The 25,433-nt window shown below is 39.3% G+C and carries 17 protein-coding genes; 7 read left to right on the plus strand and 10 right to left on the minus strand.

Annotation, left to right across the window (positions count from 1 at the left end; all coding sequences use genetic code 11):
* The first annotated feature begins 335 nt into the window (after window positions 1–335).
* Window positions 336–1,943 (plus strand): DUF6377 domain-containing protein, encoded by a 1,608-nt coding sequence (locus GGR21_RS16020; protein WP_183308238.1) that lies wholly within the window; start codon window positions 336–338, stop codon window positions 1,941–1,943.
* 6 nt (window positions 1,944–1,949) lie between these two features.
* Here the strand turns inward: GGR21_RS16020 and GGR21_RS16025 are convergent, their stop codons facing one another.
* Together GGR21_RS16025 and GGR21_RS16030 are read right to left on the minus strand one after the other, a co-directional pair.
* Entirely contained in the window at window positions 1,950–2,561 is a 612-nt protein-coding gene (locus tag GGR21_RS16025) for a polysaccharide deacetylase family protein (RefSeq protein WP_183308274.1), read from the minus strand.
* Between the two features lie 54 nt (window positions 2,562–2,615).
* Window positions 2,616–6,077, minus strand: a complete 3,462-nt coding sequence (locus GGR21_RS16030; protein WP_183308275.1) for a glycosyltransferase family 117 protein — start codon at window positions 6,075–6,077, stop codon at window positions 2,616–2,618.
* Between the two features lie 205 nt (window positions 6,078–6,282).
* On the opposite strand from GGR21_RS16030, the gene GGR21_RS16035 reads away from it, so the two are divergent.
* From GGR21_RS16035 to GGR21_RS16045, 3 genes are all read left to right on the plus strand, one after another.
* Entirely contained in the window at window positions 6,283–6,942 is a 660-nt protein-coding gene (locus GGR21_RS16035; RefSeq protein ID WP_183308239.1) for a DUF6146 family protein, read from the plus strand.
* Window positions 6,943–6,946: 4 nt separating this feature from the next.
* A complete protein-coding gene (locus tag GGR21_RS16040) occupies window positions 6,947–7,681 on the plus strand; it encodes a DUF6146 family protein (RefSeq protein WP_183308240.1) in 735 nt (244 codons plus the stop codon).
* 302 nt (window positions 7,682–7,983) lie between these two features.
* A complete protein-coding gene (locus tag GGR21_RS16045; protein ID WP_183308241.1) occupies window positions 7,984–9,822 on the plus strand; it encodes a DUF4139 domain-containing protein in 1,839 nt (612 codons plus the stop codon).
* Window positions 9,823–9,909: 87 nt separating this feature from the next.
* Here GGR21_RS16045 and GGR21_RS16050 read toward each other — a convergent pair whose 3' ends face one another.
* The 3 genes from GGR21_RS16050 to dnaG all read right to left on the minus strand — a co-directional run bounded on the left by GGR21_RS16050 (window position 9,910) and on the right by dnaG (window position 14,237).
* Complete coding sequence (locus GGR21_RS16050; protein WP_183308242.1) at window positions 9,910–11,229, minus strand: ABC transporter permease; 1,320 nt, start codon at window positions 11,227–11,229, stop codon at window positions 9,910–9,912.
* Entirely contained in the window at window positions 11,226–12,137 is a 912-nt protein-coding gene (locus tag GGR21_RS16055) for an ABC transporter ATP-binding protein (protein ID WP_183308243.1), read from the minus strand. Before GGR21_RS16055 ends, GGR21_RS16050 begins: the two co-directional genes overlap by 4 nt.
* A 90-nt stretch (window positions 12,138–12,227) precedes the next feature.
* Entirely contained in the window at window positions 12,228–14,237 is a 2,010-nt protein-coding gene (gene dnaG / locus GGR21_RS16060; protein ID WP_183308244.1) for a DNA primase, read from the minus strand.
* A gap of 1,193 nt (window positions 14,238–15,430) precedes the next feature.
* Between dnaG and GGR21_RS16065 the strand changes: the two genes are divergently transcribed.
* Entirely contained in the window at window positions 15,431–17,473 is a 2,043-nt protein-coding gene (locus GGR21_RS16065) for a protein-disulfide reductase DsbD family protein (RefSeq protein WP_183308245.1), read from the plus strand.
* Window positions 17,474–17,533: 60 nt separating this feature from the next.
* Window positions 17,534–18,325 (plus strand): nucleoside triphosphate pyrophosphohydrolase, encoded by a 792-nt coding sequence (gene mazG, locus GGR21_RS16070; RefSeq protein ID WP_183308246.1) that lies wholly within the window; start codon window positions 17,534–17,536, stop codon window positions 18,323–18,325.
* Between the two features lie 43 nt (window positions 18,326–18,368).
* On the opposite strand, the gene GGR21_RS16075 is transcribed toward mazG, so the two are convergent.
* Window positions 18,369–19,478 carry a glycosyltransferase family protein gene (locus tag GGR21_RS16075; RefSeq protein WP_183308247.1) on the minus strand — a complete coding sequence of 370 codons (1,110 nt, stop codon included), beginning with the start codon at window positions 19,476–19,478 and terminating at the stop codon, window positions 18,369–18,371.
* A gap of 118 nt (window positions 19,479–19,596) precedes the next feature.
* Window positions 19,597–20,199: a hypothetical protein gene (locus tag GGR21_RS16080; protein WP_183308248.1), complete on the minus strand. Its 603-nt coding sequence runs from the start codon at window positions 20,197–20,199 to the stop codon at window positions 19,597–19,599.
* Between the two features lie 199 nt (window positions 20,200–20,398).
* On the opposite strand from GGR21_RS16080, the gene GGR21_RS16085 reads away from it, so the two are divergent.
* Window positions 20,399–22,612: a RelA/SpoT family protein gene (locus GGR21_RS16085; RefSeq protein ID WP_183308249.1), complete on the plus strand. Its 2,214-nt coding sequence runs from the start codon at window positions 20,399–20,401 to the stop codon at window positions 22,610–22,612.
* A gap of 8 nt (window positions 22,613–22,620) precedes the next feature.
* On the opposite strand, the gene GGR21_RS16090 is transcribed toward GGR21_RS16085, so the two are convergent.
* The 3 genes from GGR21_RS16090 to GGR21_RS16100 form a co-directional block, all read right to left on the minus strand.
* The gene (locus tag GGR21_RS16090; protein WP_183308250.1) at window positions 22,621–23,610 is read right to left on the minus strand and encodes a metallophosphoesterase family protein; all 990 of its coding nucleotides are present in this window, start codon (window positions 23,608–23,610) and stop codon (window positions 22,621–22,623) included.
* A gap of 187 nt (window positions 23,611–23,797) precedes the next feature.
* Window positions 23,798–24,442, minus strand: a complete 645-nt coding sequence (locus tag GGR21_RS16095) for a phBC6A51 family helix-turn-helix protein (protein WP_183308251.1) — start codon at window positions 24,440–24,442, stop codon at window positions 23,798–23,800.
* A 391-nt stretch (window positions 24,443–24,833) separates the two neighbouring features.
* Window positions 24,834–25,148, minus strand: a complete 315-nt coding sequence (locus tag GGR21_RS16100) for a hypothetical protein (RefSeq protein ID WP_183308252.1) — start codon at window positions 25,146–25,148, stop codon at window positions 24,834–24,836.
* Window positions 25,149–25,433: the final 285 nt, after the last annotated feature.

The following is a 25,433-nucleotide window of genomic DNA, read 5'->3' on the forward strand; positions in this document are numbered from 1 at the left end:
GATATGGGGTATAAATTCCTAAAGAATTACATCCTTTTGGTTATAATATATTCATTCCCATTTTTATTTACACAAATTTAACCACATTTTTACTTTACTTAACAAATCTATTGTGTAAAGTAGAAATTACAAATCATTAAGAATACATATAAATTTAATAATCAAACATTTACAAATATATCATTTTCGGAATAAAGTAGACTTTTATTAGGGAGATAATATAAAAAAAACTAAATTTGAAGCATTGAATTATATGCTTAAGACGCTTCTCGATACTAAATTTGATGATTGTTTAATTTTAATAACTAATTTCAACATATCAACAACCATACGAAATGAAAGACATAATCATTACAATATTACTTATTTTTATAAATATCAGCCTGTATTCAGCAAATTCAGACGGCCTCCTGAAAATACTTGATCAAGAAATCGGCAAACGCGATGAATACATGAATATAAAAGAGTCAAAAATAGACAGCCTGAGAAAATTAATAAAAAAAGATATACCATTAGGTGAAGAATATCGGATCAACAAACAAATATTTGAAGAGTATCATACGTATAAATATGATTCAGCGATGTATTATATCGCCAGGAATAAGGAAATTGCAGACTTCATGGAAAACAACAAATATAAGGACGAGGTCAGAATCAGCCAATCACAATTATTGTCAACAGCAGGTTTAATCAACGAATCGATTACTAATATTTCGCAACTGGACCGGAGCAAACTAGACAATTCATTACTTCTTATCTATTACGAAACAATGGAAAGTATTTATTATACTGCAAAAAACTATTCAAATGACAGTATATATACTCCACAATACGAAAAAATAGAACGTGCATATATAGATTCCGTATACAGCCTACTACCTGAAGGCTCTATCAATCAAATATATTACAGCGGCTATAAACGATTGGTGAATAATCAATTGGAAGAGGCGAAAGAAATACTACTCAATTTATTGGAAAATTTACCTGAAAACGTGAGACTATATGCTATTATTTGCAGCAATCTGGCCACTATAAACAGGCTGCAGGATAATAATAGGGACTATGAAAAATACCTTATACTGGCTGCCATTTCCGATCAGATATGCGCCTTGAAAGAAAATTCAGCAATGCAAAGGCTCGCCATCTTCCTTTCACAAAACAAACCCGAAGAATTAACAAGAGCCTATCAATACATCAATTACTCAATGGAAGATGCCAGTTTCTACAACAGTCGCTTACGCACAGTACAGGTGGCTCAGAACATGCCTATTATAATTAAAGCATATCAATTGAAAAGTGAAGAAGAAAACCGCAACCTGCGTGCATCATTGATAATAATAAGTATTTTACTTCTCGTTTTGATAGGACTATTAACCTATGTATACAGGCAGGTGCAAATAGTGAAAAAGAACAGAAAAGAATTATATACTTTAAATAATCAGTTAAACAAACTAAATAACAACCTGCAAAGCGCGAACAGAATAAGGGAAGAATCCATTAGTCTTTTTATCGATCTAAGCTCATCATATCTCAATAAAATGGACTCTTTCAGGGAAACTGTAAAGAGGAAGATACTGGCTAAACAAATAGATGACCTATATTCGATGAGTACTACTACCGAATCGATACAGTCGGTACAGGATACATTTTTGCAGACTTTCGACAACGCATTTTTAAGACTTTATCCCGATTTTCTGGAGGAATTCAACAAACTGCTTTCAGATGAAGGAAAGGTAAAGTTGAAAAAAGGAGAACTCCTCAATTCTGAACTGCGTGTATTCGCTTTAATAAAATTGGGAATACGCGATAGCTCCAAAATAGCGTCGTTCCTGCATTTTTCTCCACAAACTATATATAATTACAGGAATAAAGTAAAAAACTACTCTATCGTAGACAGGAATAATTTCGAAAAATATGTACAGGAAATAGGCGAAATAATGTAGCTTCTTTTATAATAGTTTAAATGTATAACCCTGTTCTTTGAGCCATTTAATACTTTCCGGCATAGCATATTTCATGTTTTTTTCAGCCTTCAGCGAATCGTGAAACACAATAACAGATCCGTCACGGGTATATTTTTTCACATTCTCAAAAACCCTCTCCGGGGTCATATATTTACTGTAATCCCTTGTAACAACATCCCACATTATTATCTTGTAATACCTGCGTAAGGTAAAGAACTGAGGTATCCGCATATGCCCGTGAGGGGGCCTGAACAAGTTGGAGTCTATGTACCCGGATGCCAGTCTCGTGTTATCTAAATACCGTTTCGAAAATTTACGAATACCCTGTATATGGTTGAACGTATGATTCCCTACCCGATGCCCTCTGTCGAGAACCATCTTGTAAATATCGGGGTACTTTCTTACATTGTCTCCTACACAAAAGAAAGTTGCTTTCACATCGTATTTATCCAATACATCCAATACCCATGGAGTAATATCCGGGATGGGGCCGTCATCGAAAGTCAGGTATACCGTTTTTTCTCCTTCGACAGGTTTACGCCAAACGGCCCCGGGAAACAGTAAACGGTATAATATAGGGGGTTGCTCTATGAACATGTCCAAAAAAATCGGGTTTCCATATTATCTTATATGAAAACCCGTATATCTTTTTTAATTATTCTGTTGATAATATTTTTGTAAAAGTGCAGGACTGTATTTCTGCATTAGTCCGGCTGTGCGTTCCATCAATTGACCATCTTCCTGACGGGCAACTGTATCTTCATTCAGCATATAGCGTCTCATAGTTATACGCATCAAGGCATCAAGCGGATGGTTCCGGTCACTGAAGCTTACCCTGTTAACAAGGAAAACTTCTGTACTTGCCAGTATTTTATCCAGGAATGGTTTATATTTTTCAATATCATAATGCTGGTATATATCCAATATCTGTATCTGAATATTCAGCATATCCCTGATATTGGTACTACAGCTTATCATATCACTTTGTTTCATACCTGCATACCATTGCAGATTCCCTTCTGCCCTATACAGTATCTCTTCGATTATTTTCTGTGCTTTTTCAGGATGTCCCAAGCGATAGTAATTCTCTGCATACTCAACAGACTCTGCTCCCCGCGGCACAGTATTTCCCGGAAGTACTTCTACTGACCGGTCAAGAGCAATAAGCGCTCTTTCATCATCTCCTTTTTCCAGAAGAGCCCTGATCAGATAAGAAAACATCAAACGGAAAGAACGGCATAACCTCAGATTGTTTTCGTCCAGATATACATTAGGGTTTTCAATTCCTCCCCATTTGTACCTGTTCACCATATTCTCGAACATCGCATCTACATTTACACCAGTACTGTCTATCACGCCCGGGGTTATGCGGCAGATAATCCCTTCATAGGCCGATTGATCCATTAATTTTAATGGAGGCTCACCAATAGTTACCGCATAATAAATAGGACGTTTCCAGTCATCTTTATTTATATTATAGAGCATCTCCATAATCATTATTTCCTGTCTGTAAATGCCACCTTTATTATCTCCCAGATTGAATATGAACTCATTCTTAGGTTGGGAACCCAAAGCTGCCCAGTCTATTTTCGATTCATCGACCGGCATTTTGAGAATACTGCTAGGTATAACCACACCTTTATCGAGACCGAAAGGATTGCGTGGTGCATAATTATCTTTTGTCCTCAATATTTCCAGTGCATCACCCAATAACATAGTGTCCTTATATGCCTGCGTATCGTAATAATCACTATAATTAACACGGGCCAGCCTGTTCTCACCGGATGCTAATTCCCGTTGCAAAACGCTCTCTATATCTTTTTTAGACAAAACATAAGCCGATTGTCCCTTCGAACCCTGATAACGGTCTTCTTCCCATTCTATTGGCAATGGTGGTGAATCATATGCCTGACGGCGCATCTGATCTACATACCAGTCTGTTTGCAGATAGCTGAGGTTGGTTACACGTACATCGGTACGGAAGCCTTCCACTTCCTGAGCATACCATAACGGGAATGTATCGTTGTCACCCATCGTAAATAATATACTGTTAGGCTCACATCCACGCAGGTAATTCATCCCGAAATCGCGCATAGTGTATCTGTCCGAACGGTCATGATCGTCCCAGTTCTGGCTCGCCATTTGTATAGGAACAAGCAAAGACACCACTGAAACTATTGCCGCAGCAGGTGTTTCAGGCAATACCTTTTGCAATAACCGCCACAAGAACGCCACACCAAACCCTATCCAGATACAGAACGCATAGAACGAACCGGCATACGCATAGTCACGTTCACGCGGTTCGAACGGTTGCTGGTTCAGGTATACGATAATGGCAATACCTGTCATAAAGAACAGCATAAATGTGACAAGGAATTGCTGCTCTCCTTTCTTGCCCCTTGTCAACTGGTAAGCTATACCCAGAATACCAAGGATGAGAGGGAGCATATAATACTTATTATGGCCTTTATTTTCTGCAATATCCGGTGGCAGATTGTTCTGAGGCCCACGCCCCAGCCATTCATCGAGAAAACCGATGCCGGTGATCCAGTTTCCATCAGCCAGATTACCTACGGACTGAATATCGTTCTGACGCCCCGAAAAGTTCCACATAAAATAGCGGAAGTACATGAAATTCAGCTGGTAATCGAAGAAGAACTTCAGGTTTTCGAACATGGTTGGTGGCACAGAAGTGTCTTTTATTCCCGCCCATATCTGATAGCCAAGCATATGTCTGCTTTCGGTAGAATACATACGAGGCATAAACATTGTGTTATCATATCCGTATGTAGGGACAGTGCCTGTTACCACATATTCATCTTTCTGATCGGGAGATTTTTTCACTACCTTATCATACGTTTTTTTCTCACTCGCAGGAGGTTCGAGCCTGCCATTAGCATCTCTTTTTTCGGAAGAAGCATACGTCTTACCATAAAACAACGGACGGTCTCCGTATTGTTCACGATTCAGATAGCTTGCCAATGTAAATACATTCTCAGGAGAGTTCTGATCCATCGGTGTATTTGCGATGGAACGGATAGGAATCAGGGCAAATGACGAATAACCGATCAGTATCACCATAAGGCAAAGCACTGCAGTATTCAGTAACCTTGTGTTAATGCCCTTATATAGAAACAAGAGCGCTGTAAGACCTGCGATCAGAACCAGCCACAACAATGCATTGTCACTGATAAGTACTACTCCGCTAAGCGTCATGGAAATGACAGTCGCAATCTTTGCCCGCTTTACATTGCCTTTTTGGGACATTGTTTCATATAGAGCCCAGATTATGGAAATTACAACAAGCAGGATGTAAATAAGCGAACCTGTATTGTAAGAGAATCCGAAACTGTTGACAAACAGCATTTCGAACCATCCCCCTACACGGGTAAAACCCGGAATGATACCATACATCAGCACCACGATAAGGAACACCGATACGGCCAACGCAATTAAAGTTCCTTTGAGGTCTATATTCTTAGCTTTCTTGAAGTAATATACCAGCCCGATTGCCGGAATACAAAGCAGGTTCAATAAGTGGACACCGATAGACAAACCCATCGCGTATGCGATCAGTATCAGCCATTTATCGGAGCCCGGCTGGTCGGCACGGTTTTCCCATTTCAGTATCAGCCAGAATACCAATGCAGTAAACATGGAAGAATAGGCATAAACCTCTCCTTCGACTGCCGAAAACCAGAATGTATCGGTGAATGTATATGTAAGGGCACCGACAAGGCCGCTACCCATGATAGCGATAAATTGCCCTGTTGTCATTTCTTTACTATCGTCACTGTATATCAGCTTCTTTGCCAGATGCGTAATTGTCCAGAAAAGGAACAAAATAGTTGCCGCACTAAGCAAAGCCGACATAGCGTTCACCATCATCGCCACCTGACTGGGATCAGAAGCAAACAGTGAGAAAAATTTACCTGTCAGCATAAAGAACGGTGCACCCGGCGGATGGCCTACTTCCAGTTTATAGGCCGAGGTGATAAACTCCCCGCAATCCCAGAAGCTGGCAGTTGGTTCAATGGTCATTAGGTAAACCACAGCAGCCACCGCAAAGCTGAACCAGCCAAGGATGTTGTTTATCAGGTTATATCTTTTCATCATAGCGTTTAGAATATATAATGGTGAATAGTATTATTCGATTGTTATTTTAAAGATAATTTGGGTGCAAAGATAGCTAAAAGCCTGAAAGTTTCGTTTTTCGCCGCTTGCTTTTTATATATCAAATTAAAAAACTTCTTAAAATAGAATTATTTAGCCTATAATTTATTATATTTGAGAATAATAACTTTCAATTTGGTAAGCCATGAAAAAGATTATACTCGTATTGTTAGTTGTTTTGCCTGTTTTGGGATTTGGGCAGGATGGAATTAAGATAACAGATAATATGTTATTAAATAATAAGGGGACCGTAAAAATACCTCTTATAAAAGACCCCTATCATATTCCTCAGGCTCCCATAAAATTAATAATACATCCTCGTATACCAATTGAAGAAAGGATATCCCCTTTAATTGTCCTGAATGGGATTATAATGGAAGAGTCTTTTGATTTAAATGAAATTTCTGTCAATGATATTTATGCCATTAAAGTATATAAAGACGAGCAAGCAACTGCTTTATTTGGGACTCAAGGAAAGAACGGAGTTATCTGGATATCTACAATTCCTCCCATTGAATACGAAACCATCGTTTTCGCCCCCGGCTATGAAACCTTCTTAGCCTCACAAAAATCAAAGGATTTTTATTCCAAATCTTACCTGAAGACTAAAAATCTATTGATGGTCAGCGAATGGAACTACAGATGCAATAATCCATCCATCTACAATCCTAAAATATACGAAGCCAGTATCGATTACGAAGCCAATACAAATTATGGACTAAATGTGGAATATGAACTATATATGTTTTTCCGGTTTATGGAGAAAGAAAATAACATATCGTTGATCGGTGATAAAATAAGTTAGCATTATGAAAAAGATTTTAGTAATACTATTAATAATAGCACCTGTCTTGTGCTTCGCCCAATCGAAGAATGAGGGTAAAATTGTAGACAAGTTCCCTTTGAAGGATTTAAGGTTGGATATGCCATTATATATTGTGGACGGAGTTAGCATGAAAGATAGTTTTAATCTTGACAGCCTCAATTGCGATCAAATTGATAACTTTGAAATCCTGAAACACCCCTATTCATCAGCGATATATGGGCTAAGAGGCATGAATGGAGTGTATATTATTACAACAAAGATTGGAAAATATAAAGATGCCGCCCAAAATATAAAAATTGATGACCGAATGCTTTCTTTAAACATTAGTCGATTGTCAATGAATAGGAAAGAGCCTCCTCTCCATAATATAGCAGAAGCTTTGTCTGGTTGTCTATGTGATCCTGTTTTTATAAGACCTGAGGATAAATACGAAACCATCGTTTTCGCCCCGGGTTATGAAACATTCTTAGCTACGCAAAAATCAAAAGATTTTTATTCCAAATCTTACCTGAAGACTAAAAATCTATTGATGGTCAGCGAATGGAACTACAGATGTAATAATCCATCCATTTATAACCCCAGAATATACGAAGCGACTATCGATTATGATACGAAAACGGATTATGGACTGGATGTGGAATATGAACTATATATGTTTTTCCGGTTTATGGAGAAAGAAAATCGCATGTCATTGATCAATGATATAGCTAAATTATAATAAATATCGACATCCGATTATAATAAAGAGGCTGTCCCAAAAGTAAGATTACACTATCAAAGTGTTACTTTCTTTTGTCATTCTGAGTGTAACGAAGAATCTCAACTCTCAAAAGAAGATCCTTCACTTCGTTCAGGATGACAGAAAGAAATTAAAAATTACTTTTGGGACAGCCTCTTTTTTTTATCATCTGCCCTCAACCATTCACCAAGCGAAACGATTGTTTTGCCCGTTCTTGTAAAAGTGTTAATATATTTTTATCTACATTTGAGAAAAACAATAAATTATAAAACTATATACTTATGAGAAAAAAAGCACTTTCAATTCTTGTCCTACTAGCTATTTTCATCTCCTTAAAGGGATATGCACAGGATAAGAAAACCGTAAAAGCCAAACTGAACGAAGCGACCGTATTCTTTCAGGGGGCTGAACTAATGCACAGCGCGTCCTATACACTGGTAAAAGGTGAAAATGAAATCTATATTGAAGGGCTTAGTCCGAATATAGACAAAAACAGCCTGAAAATAAAGACGACCAACAACGTGATTGTATCGGCTTACGAATTCTCTGTGGATTACCTTTCAGAAGGTAAATCATTGAATGTAAAAACAAAAAAACTGAACGACTCTATTGAATATTACGGGAAGAAACTCGACGAAATAAACACCGACATCAAGATCACCAAAAACCTGATAGATCTGCTGCAAAAGGGCACAGATAAAAATGTTGCCGGATCGGAGAAAGGACTTGGCATAGACGAACTGGTAAAGACAATGGATTATTATAAAAATAAATCCCTCGAACTGCAAAACACCCAGACAGCCAATAGCAAGAAAAAAGAGGAATATGACAATGCTATTGACAGGCTTGAAAACCAACTGGAACAGGAATCGTTGAAAAACAATAAAACATCGGGCGTTCTCCGTCTTAATCTGTCGGCACCACTGGCTACCAACTGCAATTTTACAGTCTCGTATTATACAACAGCAGCAGCATGGGCACCTTACTATGATATCAATATCGCATCGACAGACAAGCCTATAAAAATACTGATGAAATCGAAAGTACGCCAGACAACAGGTTTGGATTGGGAGAAAGTTAAACTGACTTTGTCTTCGGCAGTGCCTAGTAATGGGAAGATAGCGCCATTGTTCAATTCATGGTTTTTGAATTTTCAAAGTAACTTATCTCGCGCAAATTCCTCTAATGGCTATTTTAACCTTGGCATGGCGCAAAACTCTTATTCATATAAGGGAGATCAACTTGAAGAAGTAGCTGTCGCCGCCCCACAAATGAGAATAAGGGGAGAAGCATCTTTGAATGATAATGTTCAGCCTCTATATGTTGTTGACGGAGAGGTCGCTGATGCCGATTACTTCAAATCACTCGATCCAAATATGATAAAAGACGTAAATGTGCTGAAAGATGCATCTTCTACAGCAATATACGGTTCACGTGCATCAAACGGGGTAATTATGGTCACCACAAAGAGCAGTATGGACGACTTTGTGACCGAAAAAGAAACCGACCTGAATATGGTTTTCAATATCGATATGCCTTATACTATTCCGGGCAATGGCAAAGAACAAAGTATCGACCTGCAAAACAAGGAAACCGATGCCGAATATAAATATTATTGTGCGCCTAAGCTGGATACCGAAACATATCTGCTGGCTGAAATATCTAACTGGGAACAACTGAAACTCCTCAGTGGAAAAGCTAATATTACTTACGACGGCACCTATGTAGGCGAAACGCTCATCAATGCCAATTCTACTCAAAAGCAACTTACCCTTACACTGGGAACAGACAAACGGGTGAGTGTAAAACGGGAGAAATTGCAGGATTTCAGCAGTACGAAATTCTTAGGTAACGACACTAAACAGGTATTCACTTATCGCCTGACGGTACGCAACGGACAAAATAAACCTATAAAAATGACCTTGAAAGATCAGTACCCGCTTTCTACCCAAAAGAATATCGAAGTGGAACTACTGACGAAAGATACTACCCCGTGGACTGCCAACATCGAAGACCTGGGCGTTATCACCTGGGAAGAAGAAATAAAAGCAGGGGAAACAAAAGTATATCAGATAAGCTACAGTGTGAAATATCCGAAAGGAAGCAGGCTGAATCTGTGATCAAATAGTAGTCAGAGTAGTTAAGTAGTCAAAATAGCCAGAAAAATGTACTACTTGACTACTTTGACTACCAGCTATATTAACTACTTATTTATAATTCAACCATTTAAACATCTCAGCAAAAGTTACTTTTTTGCCATACATCAATATACCGACACGGTATATCTTAGCAGCCAGCTTAACCATCAGTACAGCCGCAACAAACAGCAATACGACAGACACAAGAAGTTCCCACAGCGGAATTTCGAATGGAGCACGTACCATCATCACCACAGGAGATGTAAACGGTATCAGCGAGCACCAGAATGCCATAGCTCCTTCTGGGTTACGGGCAGCAGCAAAGCCTGTGTAGAATGACACTAATAAAATGATAGTCAAAGGCATCATCAGCTGTTGAGCTTCCTGCGAATCGTTAGCAGCCGAGCCAAACATAGCATACAAGGAAGAGAACAAAAGGTATCCGCCGACAAAATACAGGATGAGACAAACAGCTACCTGTATCCAGTTTACACTGAATAATTCTTTCATTGCTACACCCATATCCATATTATTGTTCATTATTGCACCAAGCTGCTGAGTATCCATGGTGGATATCATTTCCGTATTCAGTCCGAAATACATTTGCACGGCAAACATAATTCCACCACCGACAAACAGCCACACCACCAATTGCAGCAACCCCACCAATCCGACTCCGATTATTTTACCCATCATCAGGTCAAATGGTTTTACCGATGAAATAATAACCTCTATGATACGGTTGGTCTTTTCCTCCACTACGCTTTGCACCACCATCTGGCCATACATCATAATGAAAAAGAACATACAGAAAGTAAGCCCCATACCCACAATAGATGCCATCTCGCCAAGTGTTTCTGTTTCTTTACCTGTTTCGTCCCATCGTATAGTGGAAACGCTTATCTTATCTTTCGATTTCAATATCTGTTGCAAATCGGCAACGATGGTAGTATCAAGATTACTATTGGCCGTAAAATCATCTATTTTTTTATTTCGAACGGCTTCGGTCAGTGTATTGTTTATATACGCAGTAAGCTCCCGAGGTGGCTGTTGCTTTTCTGAAAAAAATGTTACTGCATTAGGATTCGCATTGAGATCTCCCGTTATTTGCAGCAATGCGGTCGACTTTTCTTTCGAAGTTGTATCATTTGCTGTCAAGGGGATAAATTCATAACTTTTCGAATTTTGGAACAACCGGGCATACATTCCGGTGTCATCAATCACATAAACTTTATTGATATCGTCATTATCACTTACTTTCATCAATAATGCCGGCAGGAACATCATAGCGGCAAATAACAACGGAGTTAACAAAGTCGTCAGAATAAAAGCCTTTGTTTTTACTCTGGAAGAAAATTCTCTTTCTATTATAATTCCTAATGCGCTCATTGTTCTTTTGTTGATACGATTTGTATAAATATGTCATTCATAGATGGAAGTTCTTCCTCGAAGGTCAATACTTCGTATTTTCGAGTAACCTCTTGTAATAGTTCCGAATTAGAGGCCTCATCATTCCGCTGTATACGGACTTCAGTCGATCCGTTATTCGTATTTTGCGAGAGAACCGAGAAATGAGCAGACTCCATATCAAAACTGTCTCCAGCAACATCCAGTTTGAATATATGCTTTCTGTAGCGGGCGCGTATTTCTTTCACATTACCCTGCAACACAGCCTTGGATTTGTTTATCAGTGTGATTTCGTCACAAAGTTCCTCTACCGATTCCATATTATGTGTAGACAGGATAATGGTCTTGCCTTGTGCTTTCAGTTCCAGCAGTTCATTTTTCAACAACTCAGCATTTACGGGGTCGAATCCGCTGAACGGTTCATCCAAGATATACAAATCAGGTTCATGAATCACTGTAGCAATGAACTGTATTTTTTGCTGCATTCCTTTCGACAACTCTTCCACTTTCTTATTTTCCCACGAAAGGATATCGAATTTCTTCAGCCAGTAGTTTGTCTTCGTCTTAGCCTCTTCCATGGACAATCCTCTCAAACGGGCAAGGAAAATAATATGCTCACCGACTTTCATTTTCTTGTATAATCCACGTTCTTCGGGCAGATATCCGATATTGAAGATATCTCCAGCTTCGGACTCCCTGCCATTAAGAAAAACTTTACCCTCGTCAGGAGCGGTTATCCTGTTAATAATGCGGATCAAGGAAGATTTACCCGCCCCATTAGGGCCGAGCAAGCCGTAAATGCAACCTTTAGGAACCTGTATACTTACTCCGTTAAGAGCCGTATGATTCCCATATTGCTTTACTATGTCTTGTGTTTCAAGATAAAACATTGTGTATATATTTGATTAAGTTTATTTTTAAACTATTAGTCGTTATGTAGTTGCGAAAATCACAGATAAGGTGTTAATATTCTTATATTCTTACCACCTCAATATAATCCGTTCACCCAATATCTTGGCCAGTGCTTTTTTAATCTCCTCCAATTCTTTCAGTTGTTGCATCAGTGAAATAGTTGTATCCATATCACCTTCTTTTTGACTGGCTGCCATTTCTTCTTTTATCTTGACAATTCTTTTGGTTATATGAGCATCTTTCAATTCGGTGAGTACCCGGGGTACATTTTTATACAGGTGTTTTTCTTCAGCCATAGGGGTGTCCTCCCGCTTTGCATTTTCGCCGAACTGCTTGGTATGTACCTTGCTAAGCTGATATTTATCGCTCAATATATCTGCTGTTATCCTGCTTATATCTGGTTCGGGGTGAGCGAGAAAATATCTGCTTGGGTTAAAATCCGGTTTTTCACTGTTTGTTACCGCCTCACTCAATATCTGTGCATACAAAGGATTGGTAAACCACAATCTATCGCGCTCCAGATCGAATTTCACAAATTCGATAACCCGCATATCAAATTCCGATAGTTCTTCCTGACCTTCTTCCGCCGGTTCTTCCCTCAACCGGAGCATTCCGTAACGGATAACATAATAAAGGATCGCCAGCTCGTATTTATCGATAGGAGTCTTTGTTACACCCTTTTTGACTGTATTATGCACAACAGGCGCCGAGAGATCATTACTTACAGCCAGCATTTCACTTGCTGCTATCCGCGAACCTGTTTTTTCGAGATAAGCCAGTCGCTTTTTAGTTACTTCCTGTGTGAGTATCCGTTCGTCAATATCCATCAGTATACTGCAATCCTTAATATACACCGTACGGATTATATTATCGGGAATGATGGAAATACTATTTACTATATCCGTGATCAGATTAGCCCGTTTTATCGGATCTCCTCCGGCATCTTCTAACAACAATTGCGTTTTGAAGCGAATAAAATCAACTTCATGCTCTTTTATATATTCGTTGAATGATGCCGCATTCTGTTTTTTTGCAAATGAATCCGGGTCTTCACCATCGGGCAGCAATACCACCTTTACATTCATCCCGTCTTCCAGCAAAAGGTCAATTCCACGTAGAGCGGCCTTAATCCCTGCTGCATCACCGTCGTAAATAACAGTAATATTGGTTGTAAAACGATGAATCAGGCGTATCTGTCCATGAGTAAGCGCCGTACCTGACGAAGCCACCACATTTTCGATTCCTGCCTGATGCATGGATATAACATCGGTATATCCTTCCACCAGATAACAACAGTCTGTTTTTGTTATAGCCTGTTTGGCAAAGTAGATACCATAAAGTTCATTCCCTTTGTGATAAATCTCACTTTCGGGTGAGTTGATGTATTTTCCTGTATTCTCCGCTTTCTTCAGTATACGTCCGCCAAAGGCTATGACTTTTCCCGACAACGTATGTACCGGGAACATTACCCTGCCGCGGAAACGGTCGATCAAAGCGTTATTATTCTCACTTTCTATTGTCAGTCCGGTCTTTACAAGGTATTCCTTTTTATACCCTGCCCGCAGAGCTTCCTGAGAGAAAGCATCCTTTTGTTCAAGGCTATATCCCAACTGGAATTTTTCTACGATATCTTCTCTGAATCCACGTTCCTTGAAATAACTAAGTCCTACCGATTTTCCTTCGATATGCTCGTGCAGGATATTTTTAAAATAGTCACGGGCATAATCATTCAGTATAAAAAGACTTTCACGATCATTCTGAGCCTGCTTTTGTTCATCGGTAAGTTCCCGTTCCTGTATCTCGATATTATATTTCTTCGCCAGATAGCGAAGCGAATCAAAATAAGATAACTGTTCATGCTTCATAATGAAGTGAACAGCCGAACCGCCCTCTCCACAGGCAAAACATTTACAGATATTTTTCGCAGGAGACACATAAAAAGATGGCGTTTTATCTTCATGGAAAGGACATAGACCCACATAGTTTATTCCCCTACGCTTTAGCGTAACAAACTGGGATACCACATCCACGATCTGTGCAGCATCTATTATACGGTCTATGGTAACTTGATCTATCATTTTGTGAGTACGAAAGTACTAAAAATATCTTGATGCGGGTAATTAAATAATGTGAAGTCACTGTATTTGATATTCGTTTAAAAGTTACAGGTTTGCCTCGCCTTTGCTTCGGCGATTGCTAATTCAATTCACTAAAGCAAAAACGGGGCAATAAACAATCACAGGAGCAAAGCGTATGTAATCTGCATTTTTTGGGGGGAAGTTTATCTATGTAAGAAAGGAATTATGAATTATGAATTATGAATTATGAATTATGAATTATGAATTATGAGTTAAAATAACTGATTATACTTTGCGACTTTGCGTCTTTGCGAGAAAATCTGTCAGGAATGTCAGGTTTTAACAAAACAAGTTTCTCGCAAAGACGCAGAGACGCAAAGTATGAGATTGTTCACTGTTCACTGAATAAAGTGTCAGGTTTTGGTTGAAAATACTGCAAAAGTGTAACTTTTGTAACTTTTTTGAAACACAGAGTAAAAAGAGTCGCCGGAGTTCTTTGTTGATTACCATCATTGGCACATTGAACGGAGCGTAGCGAAGTGTCAGGTTTGCACAGTACATGGCAAAAAATAGAATATAAACCTATACTGCCCTTACAGGGCGCCCTTTCAGTATTTATGTTTCCCGACCCAAGGCGTTGCCATTGGGCTATATTATGTAGCCCTTTCAGGCCATCCGGAAAGATAATAGGCTGAAAGCCTGATATATTCTAGCCCGGGGCAACGCCCCGGGTACTGATAACCCAAGAGGTTGCGCCCTGTAAGGGAAACATAATAAGTCTTTTAGATATATGTAATATATTTTTTGTCATGTACTTCTCAGGTTTGTCAGATTTTACATTCTCCACTTACGATCTGTTACAGGGGCAGAAATAATGACGGATGCCACATGAAAAGGAATATAGGCAATCTTTGATCGTACGTAGGAAAAAAAATAATTGAACTATTATACAAAACAGGCAATATGACAGCAAATATAAAATCATGTAAATCGAAGAAGAACGATAGTTTTATCTATACACGATAAACACAACTATCAGAAAGACATATGAAAAGATATAAAATCCATCTATATCCATTAAGGAACCCCTATATACTAATAATATTAAAAAAGCATCTGTCAATCTGATATCCTGCGCTCTTTTTCTTATATTTGTTCCTCAATATTGAAATACATATAAAAAAGAATTTCTTATGAAGAAATCACTATTTACCCTGATATTATTTATTCTATCTTTTACTTACGGTTTTGCGCAGGAACCAGCCAAATCTTCAATAAAATTAATTGACAAAGGAAACGGGGAGATCGAATTAACCACCAGTTTTAAAATCGATCCTACATGGCATCTTTATGACATCCATATCCCTGACGGAGGGCCTATGCCAACCAGCCTTTCTGTAGACAAACTTAAAGGTGCGACTAAAGTGGGGAGTTTTAAAGCTGTAAATTCCAAATTAAAAAAGAGTTATGATGAGATATTCCAGATGGAAGTGGGCTACTATGAAAACGAAGCCACTTTTGTCCAACGGTTCAAAGTAACTGATAAAGCCGCCTTTCTATTGGAAGGCGATCTCCGCAGCCAGGTATGTAGTGAAGTTGACGGACAATGTATTCCGATTAAGATAGATTTTAATTATACATCTAAAGACCTGCCTGCAACACTTACTGTTGCAGCGGCAAATGCGACAGAACAACCAGTAGAAGAAAAACCGGTTGAACAGGCTACAGAACCTATACCATCCGATTCTCTAACTCAGACGGTAACAAATACGTCCTCTGGCAATACAGATTTATGGACACCTGTTATAAAAGAACTAAGAGACTACGGAGCAGAAGGTGACACTTCCGATCTGTCTTTATTGTGGATATTTATCGTAGGTATGGGAGGGGGCTTTATAGCCCTGTTAACCCCTTGTGTGTGGCCAATGATCCCTATGACTGTCAGCTTCTTCCTGAAAAGAAATAAAAAAGACAGAGGCAAAGCCATTAAAGATGCGATTACTTATGGGCTTGGTATAATAATAATATACGTGGCTTTGGGTCTTATAATTACAGCGATATTCGGGCCAAGTGCGTTGAACGATCTGTCTACCAGTGCTATTTTCAATCTTTTATTTTTTGGTCTGCTTGTTATTTTTGCCATTTCGTTCTTTGGCGCCTTTGAGATGGTGCTACCTTCTTCATGGACGAATAAAATGGATCAGAAAGCAGATTCCACTACCGGAATACTCAGTATCTTCTTCATGGCCTTCACTTTAGCACTCGTATCTTTCTCGTGTACGGGGCCTATCATTGGAACTTTACTGGTGCAGGCTTTTACCTCCGGCAGTATTGTAGCACCAGCAATAGGAATGTTTGGCTTTGCATTTGCCCTGGCGATTCCATTTTCCTTATTCGCTATATTTCCCTCATGGCTCGAAAGTATGCCGAAGTCGGGAGGATGGCTAAATTCAGTAAAGGTCGTTCTCGGTTTTCTCGAACTGGCATTGGCGTTGAAATTCTTATCGGTTGCCGATCTTGCTTATGGATGGGGAATTCTCGATCGCGAAGTATTCCTTGCGTTGTGGATCGTCATTTTTGTTTTACTTGGGGTGTATCTCTTGGGGAAATTGAAACTCCCTCACGACAGTGACCTCAAACATGTGTCTGTTTCCCGTCTGTTCCTGGCTATCGTATCTTTTGCTTTTGCCGTTTACATGATACCTGGATTATGGGGTGCTCCATTGAAAGCAATCAGCGCATTTTCACCTCCTTTGATCACACAAGATTTCAACCTGTATAAAGGAGAGGTGCATGCTAAATTCGACGATTATGAGGCAGGCATGGATTATGCAAAGAAAAACAATAAGCCTGTCATCATAGACTTCTCAGGTTATGGTTGTGTGAATTGCCGGAAAATGGAGGCATCGGTCTGGACTGATCCGAAAGTAAAAGACATTCTCGAAAAAGATTATGTATTGATCACCCTAATGGTGGACGACAAGAAGAAACTACCCGAAATAATAGAAGTGGAGGAAAACGGAAAAACAACAAAACTGAAGACTATTGGCGACAAATGGAGCTATCTCCAACGCCATAAATTCGGAACAAATTCGCAACCATATTATGTATTGCTCGATACCGAAGGTAAACCTATCGGAAAATCATATGCATATAACGAAGATATACAAAAATATATTCAATTCCTGAATCAGGGACTGACCAACTTCAAGAAAATACAGGATACAAAACAATAAAACATACAGGAGAAGCAGATTATCAATGAATCTGCTTTTTCTTTAAACTCCGGATAAGCTATGCACACAAAAGAACAGAAAATGGAAGCTTTCGGCCGCCTACTCGACATCATGGATGAGTTGAGGGTTAAATGCCCGTGGGATGCCAAACAAACTAACGAAAGCCTGCGGACAAATACAATCGAAGAAACCTATGAACTCTGTGAAGCAATTATACAAAACAGTGACGAAGCAATAAAAAAAGAACTGGGTGATGTGCTTTTACATGTCGTTTTTTATGCTAAAATAGGCGAAGAAAAAGAGACATTTGACATAGCCGACGTATGCAACACCCTATGTGACAAGCTCATATTCCGTCATCCTCATGTATTCGGCGATGAAGCTGCCAATACGGCCGGAGAAGTGGAAAAATCATGGGAACAGATCAAACTGAAAGAAAAAGGAGGAAACAAGACCATTCTTGAAGGTGTGCCGGCTTCATTGCCATCTATAGCCAAGGCTCACCGCATACAGGATAAAGCTCGCAATGCCGGGTTCGACTGGGAGAAAAAAGAAGATGTTTGGGATAAGGTATCCGAAGAATTATCAGAACTGAAAACTGAAATATCGAATATGGACGAAGACAAGATAGAAGCTGAATTCGGGGATATGTTCTTCAGCCTGATAAATGCGGCACGCCTTTATAAAGTGAACCCTGACAATGCACTGGAACGTACCAATCAGAAATTCATACACCGCTTCAATTATATAGAACAAGAAGCCCGGAAACAAGATAAAAAACTAAAAGATATGACATTATCCGAGATGGATATCTTATGGGAAGAGGCTAAGAAAAAAGAAAAAGGAGTATAAAACTATACTCCTCAAAATTTTGTCTTTATAATTTTGTCTTCATCTATTTGCCCTTGGTATTGTTCCAAAAGTCTAAATATTTTTTGGCTACAGTGATATAATCATGATTTTCCTCTACGAATAAACGACTTTTTTTCGAAATCTCAGGAATTTCCTGTTTATTTAACACTAACCACTCCAGTTTGTCATACACATCATCTTCCGAAGGATGCACATTTATAATTGGCTGATTGTCTTTATCATCGTACAAATCATATATATAAGGTTCGCCGCCACCAACAAGCACCTTTCCCTGAGCCATTGCCAGCAGGGCATTCATCGCAGGAGTGTGTGAATACAACTGATCCAATACTACATGAGCCTGCGACATCAACTGCTGATAAACATCGTAACTTACTGACTCGACCCGCGTAACAATCACTTTATCCTCATATTTATCTTTAATCCGGGCTAAAGCACTTTCCATTACATCTGTCCCCTTGAATTTCTCCCGGACTTTATTTACTCCAATAAAGAAGTTCACTTTCTCAGGTTCTTCTTTAATCTCCTGAAATTCTATTTCCGATGTATTTAACGGAAGCGGTATATACCTTAATCTGTCAGGAAAGAACGGCTGATAAGAACAATAGTATTCGTAAAGACAGGCGGCAATACCATCAACTGACTTGGCCAGTTTTTTATTAAAGACCTCCAGCGGAGTACTTATCCATTTATCGATAAACTGTTGATTAAAATCAACATTAATAGGATTCCCATCTACAAAAAATTCGGAGTAATCGAAAATTTTGTTTCCCAGACAAGCTCTTACCCAATACGAATCATCACCAAAAGCCCCCATAAAAATCTTTCCATTATTCTTCCGGAGCTTTTTGTACAGGTAATTGTTTACTCTCACATTCTGAGTAGTGAAGCATGGATTTATCAACTGTACGACATCATAGTCTTTAAAGTGTTTAAACTTATCGATAACTGACAACATGCTTGTCAACGTATCAATAAGTTCTGAACTTTTTCGGCTTAAATCTATATCGCGTGGATAATTTTTAAAACCATCCCCGTCAGAAGCGGTCAACACTTCATGCCCCAAATGCCGCAATCCTTCAGCCAGTGTGAGATGTGCGCGGCTATATTCGCCTATTAAAAGTATTCTCATTTCTTTGTCTAATTCCGGCGTAAAGATAATATAAATAATACAAACCGATAATTGATTAGTCTTATTTTTCAGAATACCAAGCAGCTAGATCCTTTTCAGGTAATTATCCTTCGTTTTATTATTTGATATCTTTACTCTTTATTACCGGAGTATTATTTTCATCTATAAAAAGTACAGGAAAATAGTCATCATTTCGCCAATTGATGTTTTGTTTATTGATATCCTTAGTCTTATAGGCTCTGATACAATACTTATCTCCCTGCTCCGGGCGTTCTGCCAATATCGTTTTTTTCCGGCATGTTATTTTATCTGTTTCCGGAATACTATCCAACAAGGTTTCTTTGGCGATATTTTTTATATAATGCTTATTGTAGCGATGTGTGTCATTCGTAAAAACGGCATATGTGTATCCGTTCTCCTCTCCGACCGGCACAGCCACACAGATATGGAAAGCTCCGGGCTCTGCCATCTTCCTCTTCTGCAGATTCATCTTTATTGCTTTAAACAGGATTGTACCTACAGCAAACAATAATAAATAGGGAATCGCCGAGATTGAAATCAGCTTATCCATATTGAACAGATACAATATACCAACCAGTCCGCCGAACATTAACACGATTGGCGCTATTATAGCTCCGTCCTTCCACCACGTGGTATTGCTCAGATAGCTTTTCTTAAACTTTATATCTTTTTCCAGCTTTGCATAATCGTCAGCTCTCATATACTATAATCCGTTTAATTTGTTAAAAACACAAAGTTAAAAGGCTTTGCAAATAAATATGTCACAAAAAGCATAAAGTTTCTAAAAGTAAAAAAGAATAAACATCTGTTATGAAAAAGACGTTATAGTATCAGAAAAGCATTAATTTTGCATCTGGTTAGTAAAATAAACATTACCTTCTTTATACGCTCAATACACAATGGATACTAACGGTTACCCTACTTATAATGCGACAGGTCTTACCCTCTCTAAATTCAAGAGGCTGATGAAAGGGCTGTATGTCAATCTTACACCTGACGAACTTCAGAAACTAAAGATAGTTGTGAAGAAAGCTTTAGCGGAAGGCGTATACAAACAGGATGAAAAAATTGGCAGCGTAACTGATCTTACTGTGAGTACCTGTATAATACTGACAGAAGAACTGGGCATGAAAGGAGCTTCCATTATAGCCCTTATACTCTACCGGCCTGTCATATCTAAATCGATCACTACCGACGAGATAAAGAAACTATTCGGAACAGATATACACGACATTGTCACAGGACTGCTAAAGGTCAACGCCCTCGATGTGAACGAGTCTGTAATGGCTTCAGACAATTACATAAAGTTATTGATCTCACTGGCCGAAGATATGCGGGTAATCCTTATAAAGATCGCCAGCCGCCTGCATATGATCAGATGTGCCGAAAGCTACGATGAAAAACATCGCGTGCAACTGGCCATCGAAGTATCATCTTTATATACCCCTCTTGCCCACAAACTGGGGCTCTATAAAATAAAGACCGAAATGGAAGATCTTTATCTGAAATATACGGATAGGGATGCTTATGATTTTGTACAGGAAAAACTGAGCGAAAGCAAGGAAGCCCGTGACAAGTTTATCTCAGAATTCATCGAACCTGTAAACAGAAAGCTAAAAGAAACAGGTCTGAAATATGAAATAAAAGGACGGGTAAAATCTATATCTTCCATAAATAACAAGTTAAAGAAGCAAAAGATAGATTTCGAATCAGTATACGACCTCTTTGCCATACGCATCATTCTCGACTCGCCTCAGGAAAAGGAAAAAGCCGAATGCTGGCAAGCTTATTCTGTCGTAACAGATATGTACACACCTAACCCGAAAAGGTTGAAAGACTGGCTGTCTATACCCAAAAGTAACGGTTACGAATCGTTGCATACTACAGTGATGGGACCAGAGTCGCGCTGGGTAGAAGTGCAGATACGTACCCGCCGGATGGACGAGATCGCCGAACGGGGACTTGCCGCGCACTGGAAATACAAGGGTGTGAAAAGCCAGTCGAAAATGGATGACTGGCTCACCAGCCTGCGGGAAATGCTGGAAAACAAAGACCTCGACAGCGGAGAAAAACTGGAAAACTTTAAGCTCGACGTCTACGACGAAGAAATATATGTTTTCACGCCAAAAGGAGATTTACACAAACTGCCGGCGAATGCCTCTGTTCTCGACTTTGCATTTTCCATTCACTCGCGTGTAGGTTCAACCTGTGTTTCGGGAAAAATCAACGGACGAAATGTATCGATCCGGCATAAACTGAAAAATGGCGATCAGATAGAGATCATTACTTCGCCTAACCAGTCGCCAAAACGGGACTGGCTCAACTTTGTAGTTACCTCAAAGGCCAAAAATAAGATACGCCAGAGCCTGAAAGAAGAAGATAACAAGCAGGTAGAAATTGCCAAAGAGCTGTTTCAACGCCGGGTAAAGAATCGTAAGATAGAAATAAACGATTCTATTATGATGCGCCTGATCAAAAAGTTAGGCTTTAAGACTGTTACCGATTTTTACATCAGGATCGCAGAAGAGAACCTTGATGTGAACTCGGTAATAGACCAGTATCTCGATCTGGAAAAGAAAGAGACTGAGCAACACGAAAAGCACGGAACTATCAGCGCCGAGAATTATGTAGCCTATCAGTCGGATGAAATAAAGGAGCTGACAAGCAAGGAAGAACTCGTCATCGACCAGAATCTGACAGGAGTGGACTACAAATTAGCTAAATGCTGTAACCCTATATACGGCGATGAGATATTCGGATTCGTCTCTTCGCAGGGCATCAAAATACACCGGAAGAACTGTCCGAATGCCAATGATATGCTATCCCGCTTTTCCTACAGGGTAATCCCTGCCCGTTGGACAGGAAAATCAGGGTCACTGTATACCGTAACCTTACGGATAATAGGAAATGACGATATAGGTATTATCAACAACCTGACTTCCATCATTGCAAAAGAGCAGGGCATAAGCATGCGTTCTATAAGTATCGATTCAAACGACGGATTGTTTCATGGAAATATTTCCGTTATGCTCAACAACACCGATATGCTGAACGGCCTGATGAAAAAACTCAAGGGTGTAAAAGGGATAAAGGAAGTAAGCCGGATAAATTAAACATCCGGCTATTTTTTCTCAAAAGTTTCCGGATACTTAACCGGATATAATATATCCCCGCCCAACAGACGAATATAAGTAGAAAATTCCCGCTGCCCTTCTTTCAGTTCAATCACGCGGCAGCCGTTCTTTCCAAGGTTATTGTAGACTGTTTTTCCTCCGGAATAACGCCCATAAGCCAGATAAATCCCATGATATTCACCTATGTAGTCATTGTCATGATCGTGCCCCACAAATGTACCCATCACATCTCCCGCCTGGCGCATTGCCGAAAACATTCCCGTATTCAGTACCCCGTTACATTCTTTTTCGTCCTTACTTCCAATAAGTTCGTCATACTTAGCGGCCTTCATTATAGGATATTCAGCCAAAGGAATATGAAAGAACGCCAGGGCCGGATAAGGTTTTCCCTTATTCTCTTTTGTGTAAGCGGCACTTTCGGCACGGTACCAGTCTATCTGGCCGTAATCGAACCAGTCATAGCCTTTTATCCCCTTCACTTGCGAGTAAGCTCCCGAATCGAAGAAATAAAGCAATCCGCCGATACTGTCATTCCCATTGTTCCTTACCTCTAAAATATAATTACCGACACCTTTCAGCGACTTATCTCCCGCCCGGGCAAGACAATGAGGCTTTTGCACAACATAGTCCATTATTTCCTGACGCGACATAGCAAATTCATCATCATGATTTCCAAAAACATAAGCCCATGGAATCCCTCTTTTTGCCACCGGATCGAAGACATCATCCAAGCCTTCCTTCACAGGTTTTGCCCATATAACATCCCCGGTGAATACAACCAGATCGGGCTTTTCTGTTTCCAAAACTTCATTTATCAGTTCCAGAGCGACAGCCGATTCCTTACTTAGTTTTTTGTAATGGACATCAGTAAACTGGACGATTTTAAAATCTCCATTCTCATTAAATCTCAGAGCTTTGGGTTGCGCCTGCATCAGGAATGCACAGGACAAAAAGAAAATAATGCTTAAACAACGCATGGTGAATATATTTCAGGTTATACATAAAATTTACAAACAGACAAAGGTGACAAGTTTTTCTCTCTTTTCAAAAAAACTTTTTCTTTTTTGTATTAAAGTCGTTTCAGCTTTTTATTGAGCCACAGAGTAAAAAACAGGATGAGTTATAAAACAAAAAGTTACAAAAGTTACACTTTTACACCTTTTTTCACGTTGTTTCTTTTATGCTGTATTTTCGCTTCCTGTGACTTTTACAATATCCTTTATCACTCAGTATCTTTATACTGTTTTTAATATTCTTTACTGACGTATTTTTCGTATCGGCCGGAATCTTATTATCCGCTACCGCTTGCTCCCGGTCAGTGTCATTCATGCTTTTTTCAGGAATTTCCGGCGCTTCGGTTTTGGCTTCGACAATTTTACGATTTTCCTCCTGTCCGTCATTCTTCATTTTTAATTTTTCATTCTTCATTTTTAATTTATGATCCGCTCTGTCCAGTACCATTTTTATAGTTCTCAGGTCGGGAAGACTCTCTTTCTTCCGGATTATCCTCGATTTGAATTTCAGATTGCCGGAATCCATTTCATCAGGAATATATGTGTCTTTTTCTTCGGTGACCGTATGTCGCTCAAGCCGCTCTTTGATAGAAGAATAGGCCATCGACAACAATACTTCGCCACGATATTCCATCGCGTCTTCTATCTCTTCACTGAAAGAGGGGTTTTCACGCTTCCATTTATAAAACGTGTTCCTGCTGATCCCCGTCGCTTTGCAGATATCCGACACGCTGCATAATTCGTCTGCGATCAGTGTGGTGATCCTTTTTGCTAATGTTTCGTTATACTTTGACATAATTGTATTTTTTGGCCCCTCCATTGCCTCGCCTTCGCTTCGGCGAACGTTGTTTCTCCCCTTGGGGCAGGGCTGTTCTCCCTATAGATAACCGGCAAAGCAGATCGATAATATTTTTAAGTTAAAAATCCTTATCCGGGTTCTTTTTATAAGTACATGACAAAAAATAGAATATAAACCTATACTGCCCTTACAGGGTTTATGTTTCCCGCCCCAAGGCGTTGCCATTGGGCTATATTATATAGCCCTTTCAGGCCATCCGGAAAGGAAATAGGCTGAAAGCCTGATATATTCTAGCCCGGGGCAACGCCCCGGGTACTGATAACCCAAGAGGTTACGCCCTGTAAGGGCAATATAATAAGCCTTTTAGATATATGTAAAATATTTTTTGTCATGTACTGTGTTCTTTTTCATGTACTGTGTTCTTTTTATAGTATCCAACCGGAGTTTCCTTTATCCGGTTTATGGTTTTTTCCAATTCATCGTTCTGATTTTCCAGTTGTTCGTTTTCATGTTTGTATACCGATAATAATTTCCACAGGCAGAACAGGAGTAAAAACAGGGATGTAAAAAACAGGATAGTGAGAACCGATATTATAAAGGCAGGAGGCTTGAAAAGTAAACTGGCACACAAGCCTATTGTGATTATTCCCCAGATAAAAAATAGTGTGATTACACAGAATACGACCGGTCTTTGTTTTTTCATACAGTTAAAAAAGAAGCATGGAACATGATCCACTCGCAACAAGAGGCTCTGGTAAACCTTTAGGAACGAGATTCACATGCCCATGCCCATACAGGCATGAACAACTGTAAACCTCTCTTGTTCCTATAAATTTTACCAGAATTTCTTGCTACAAGAGAAATTAATTATTCACGTATATTTTTTTCGCAACGCTTTGCAAATTATGTCAGATACAAAGTTAGCATTTTCCAGTCAACTTTAAAAAGAATTCAGTTTTTACTGATAGCTCTGAGATTAACGTGAGTC

This window comes from Dysgonomonas hofstadii, assembly GCF_014196915.1.
GTDB classification, from domain to species: Bacteria; Bacteroidota; Bacteroidia; order Bacteroidales; family Dysgonomonadaceae; genus Dysgonomonas; species Dysgonomonas hofstadii.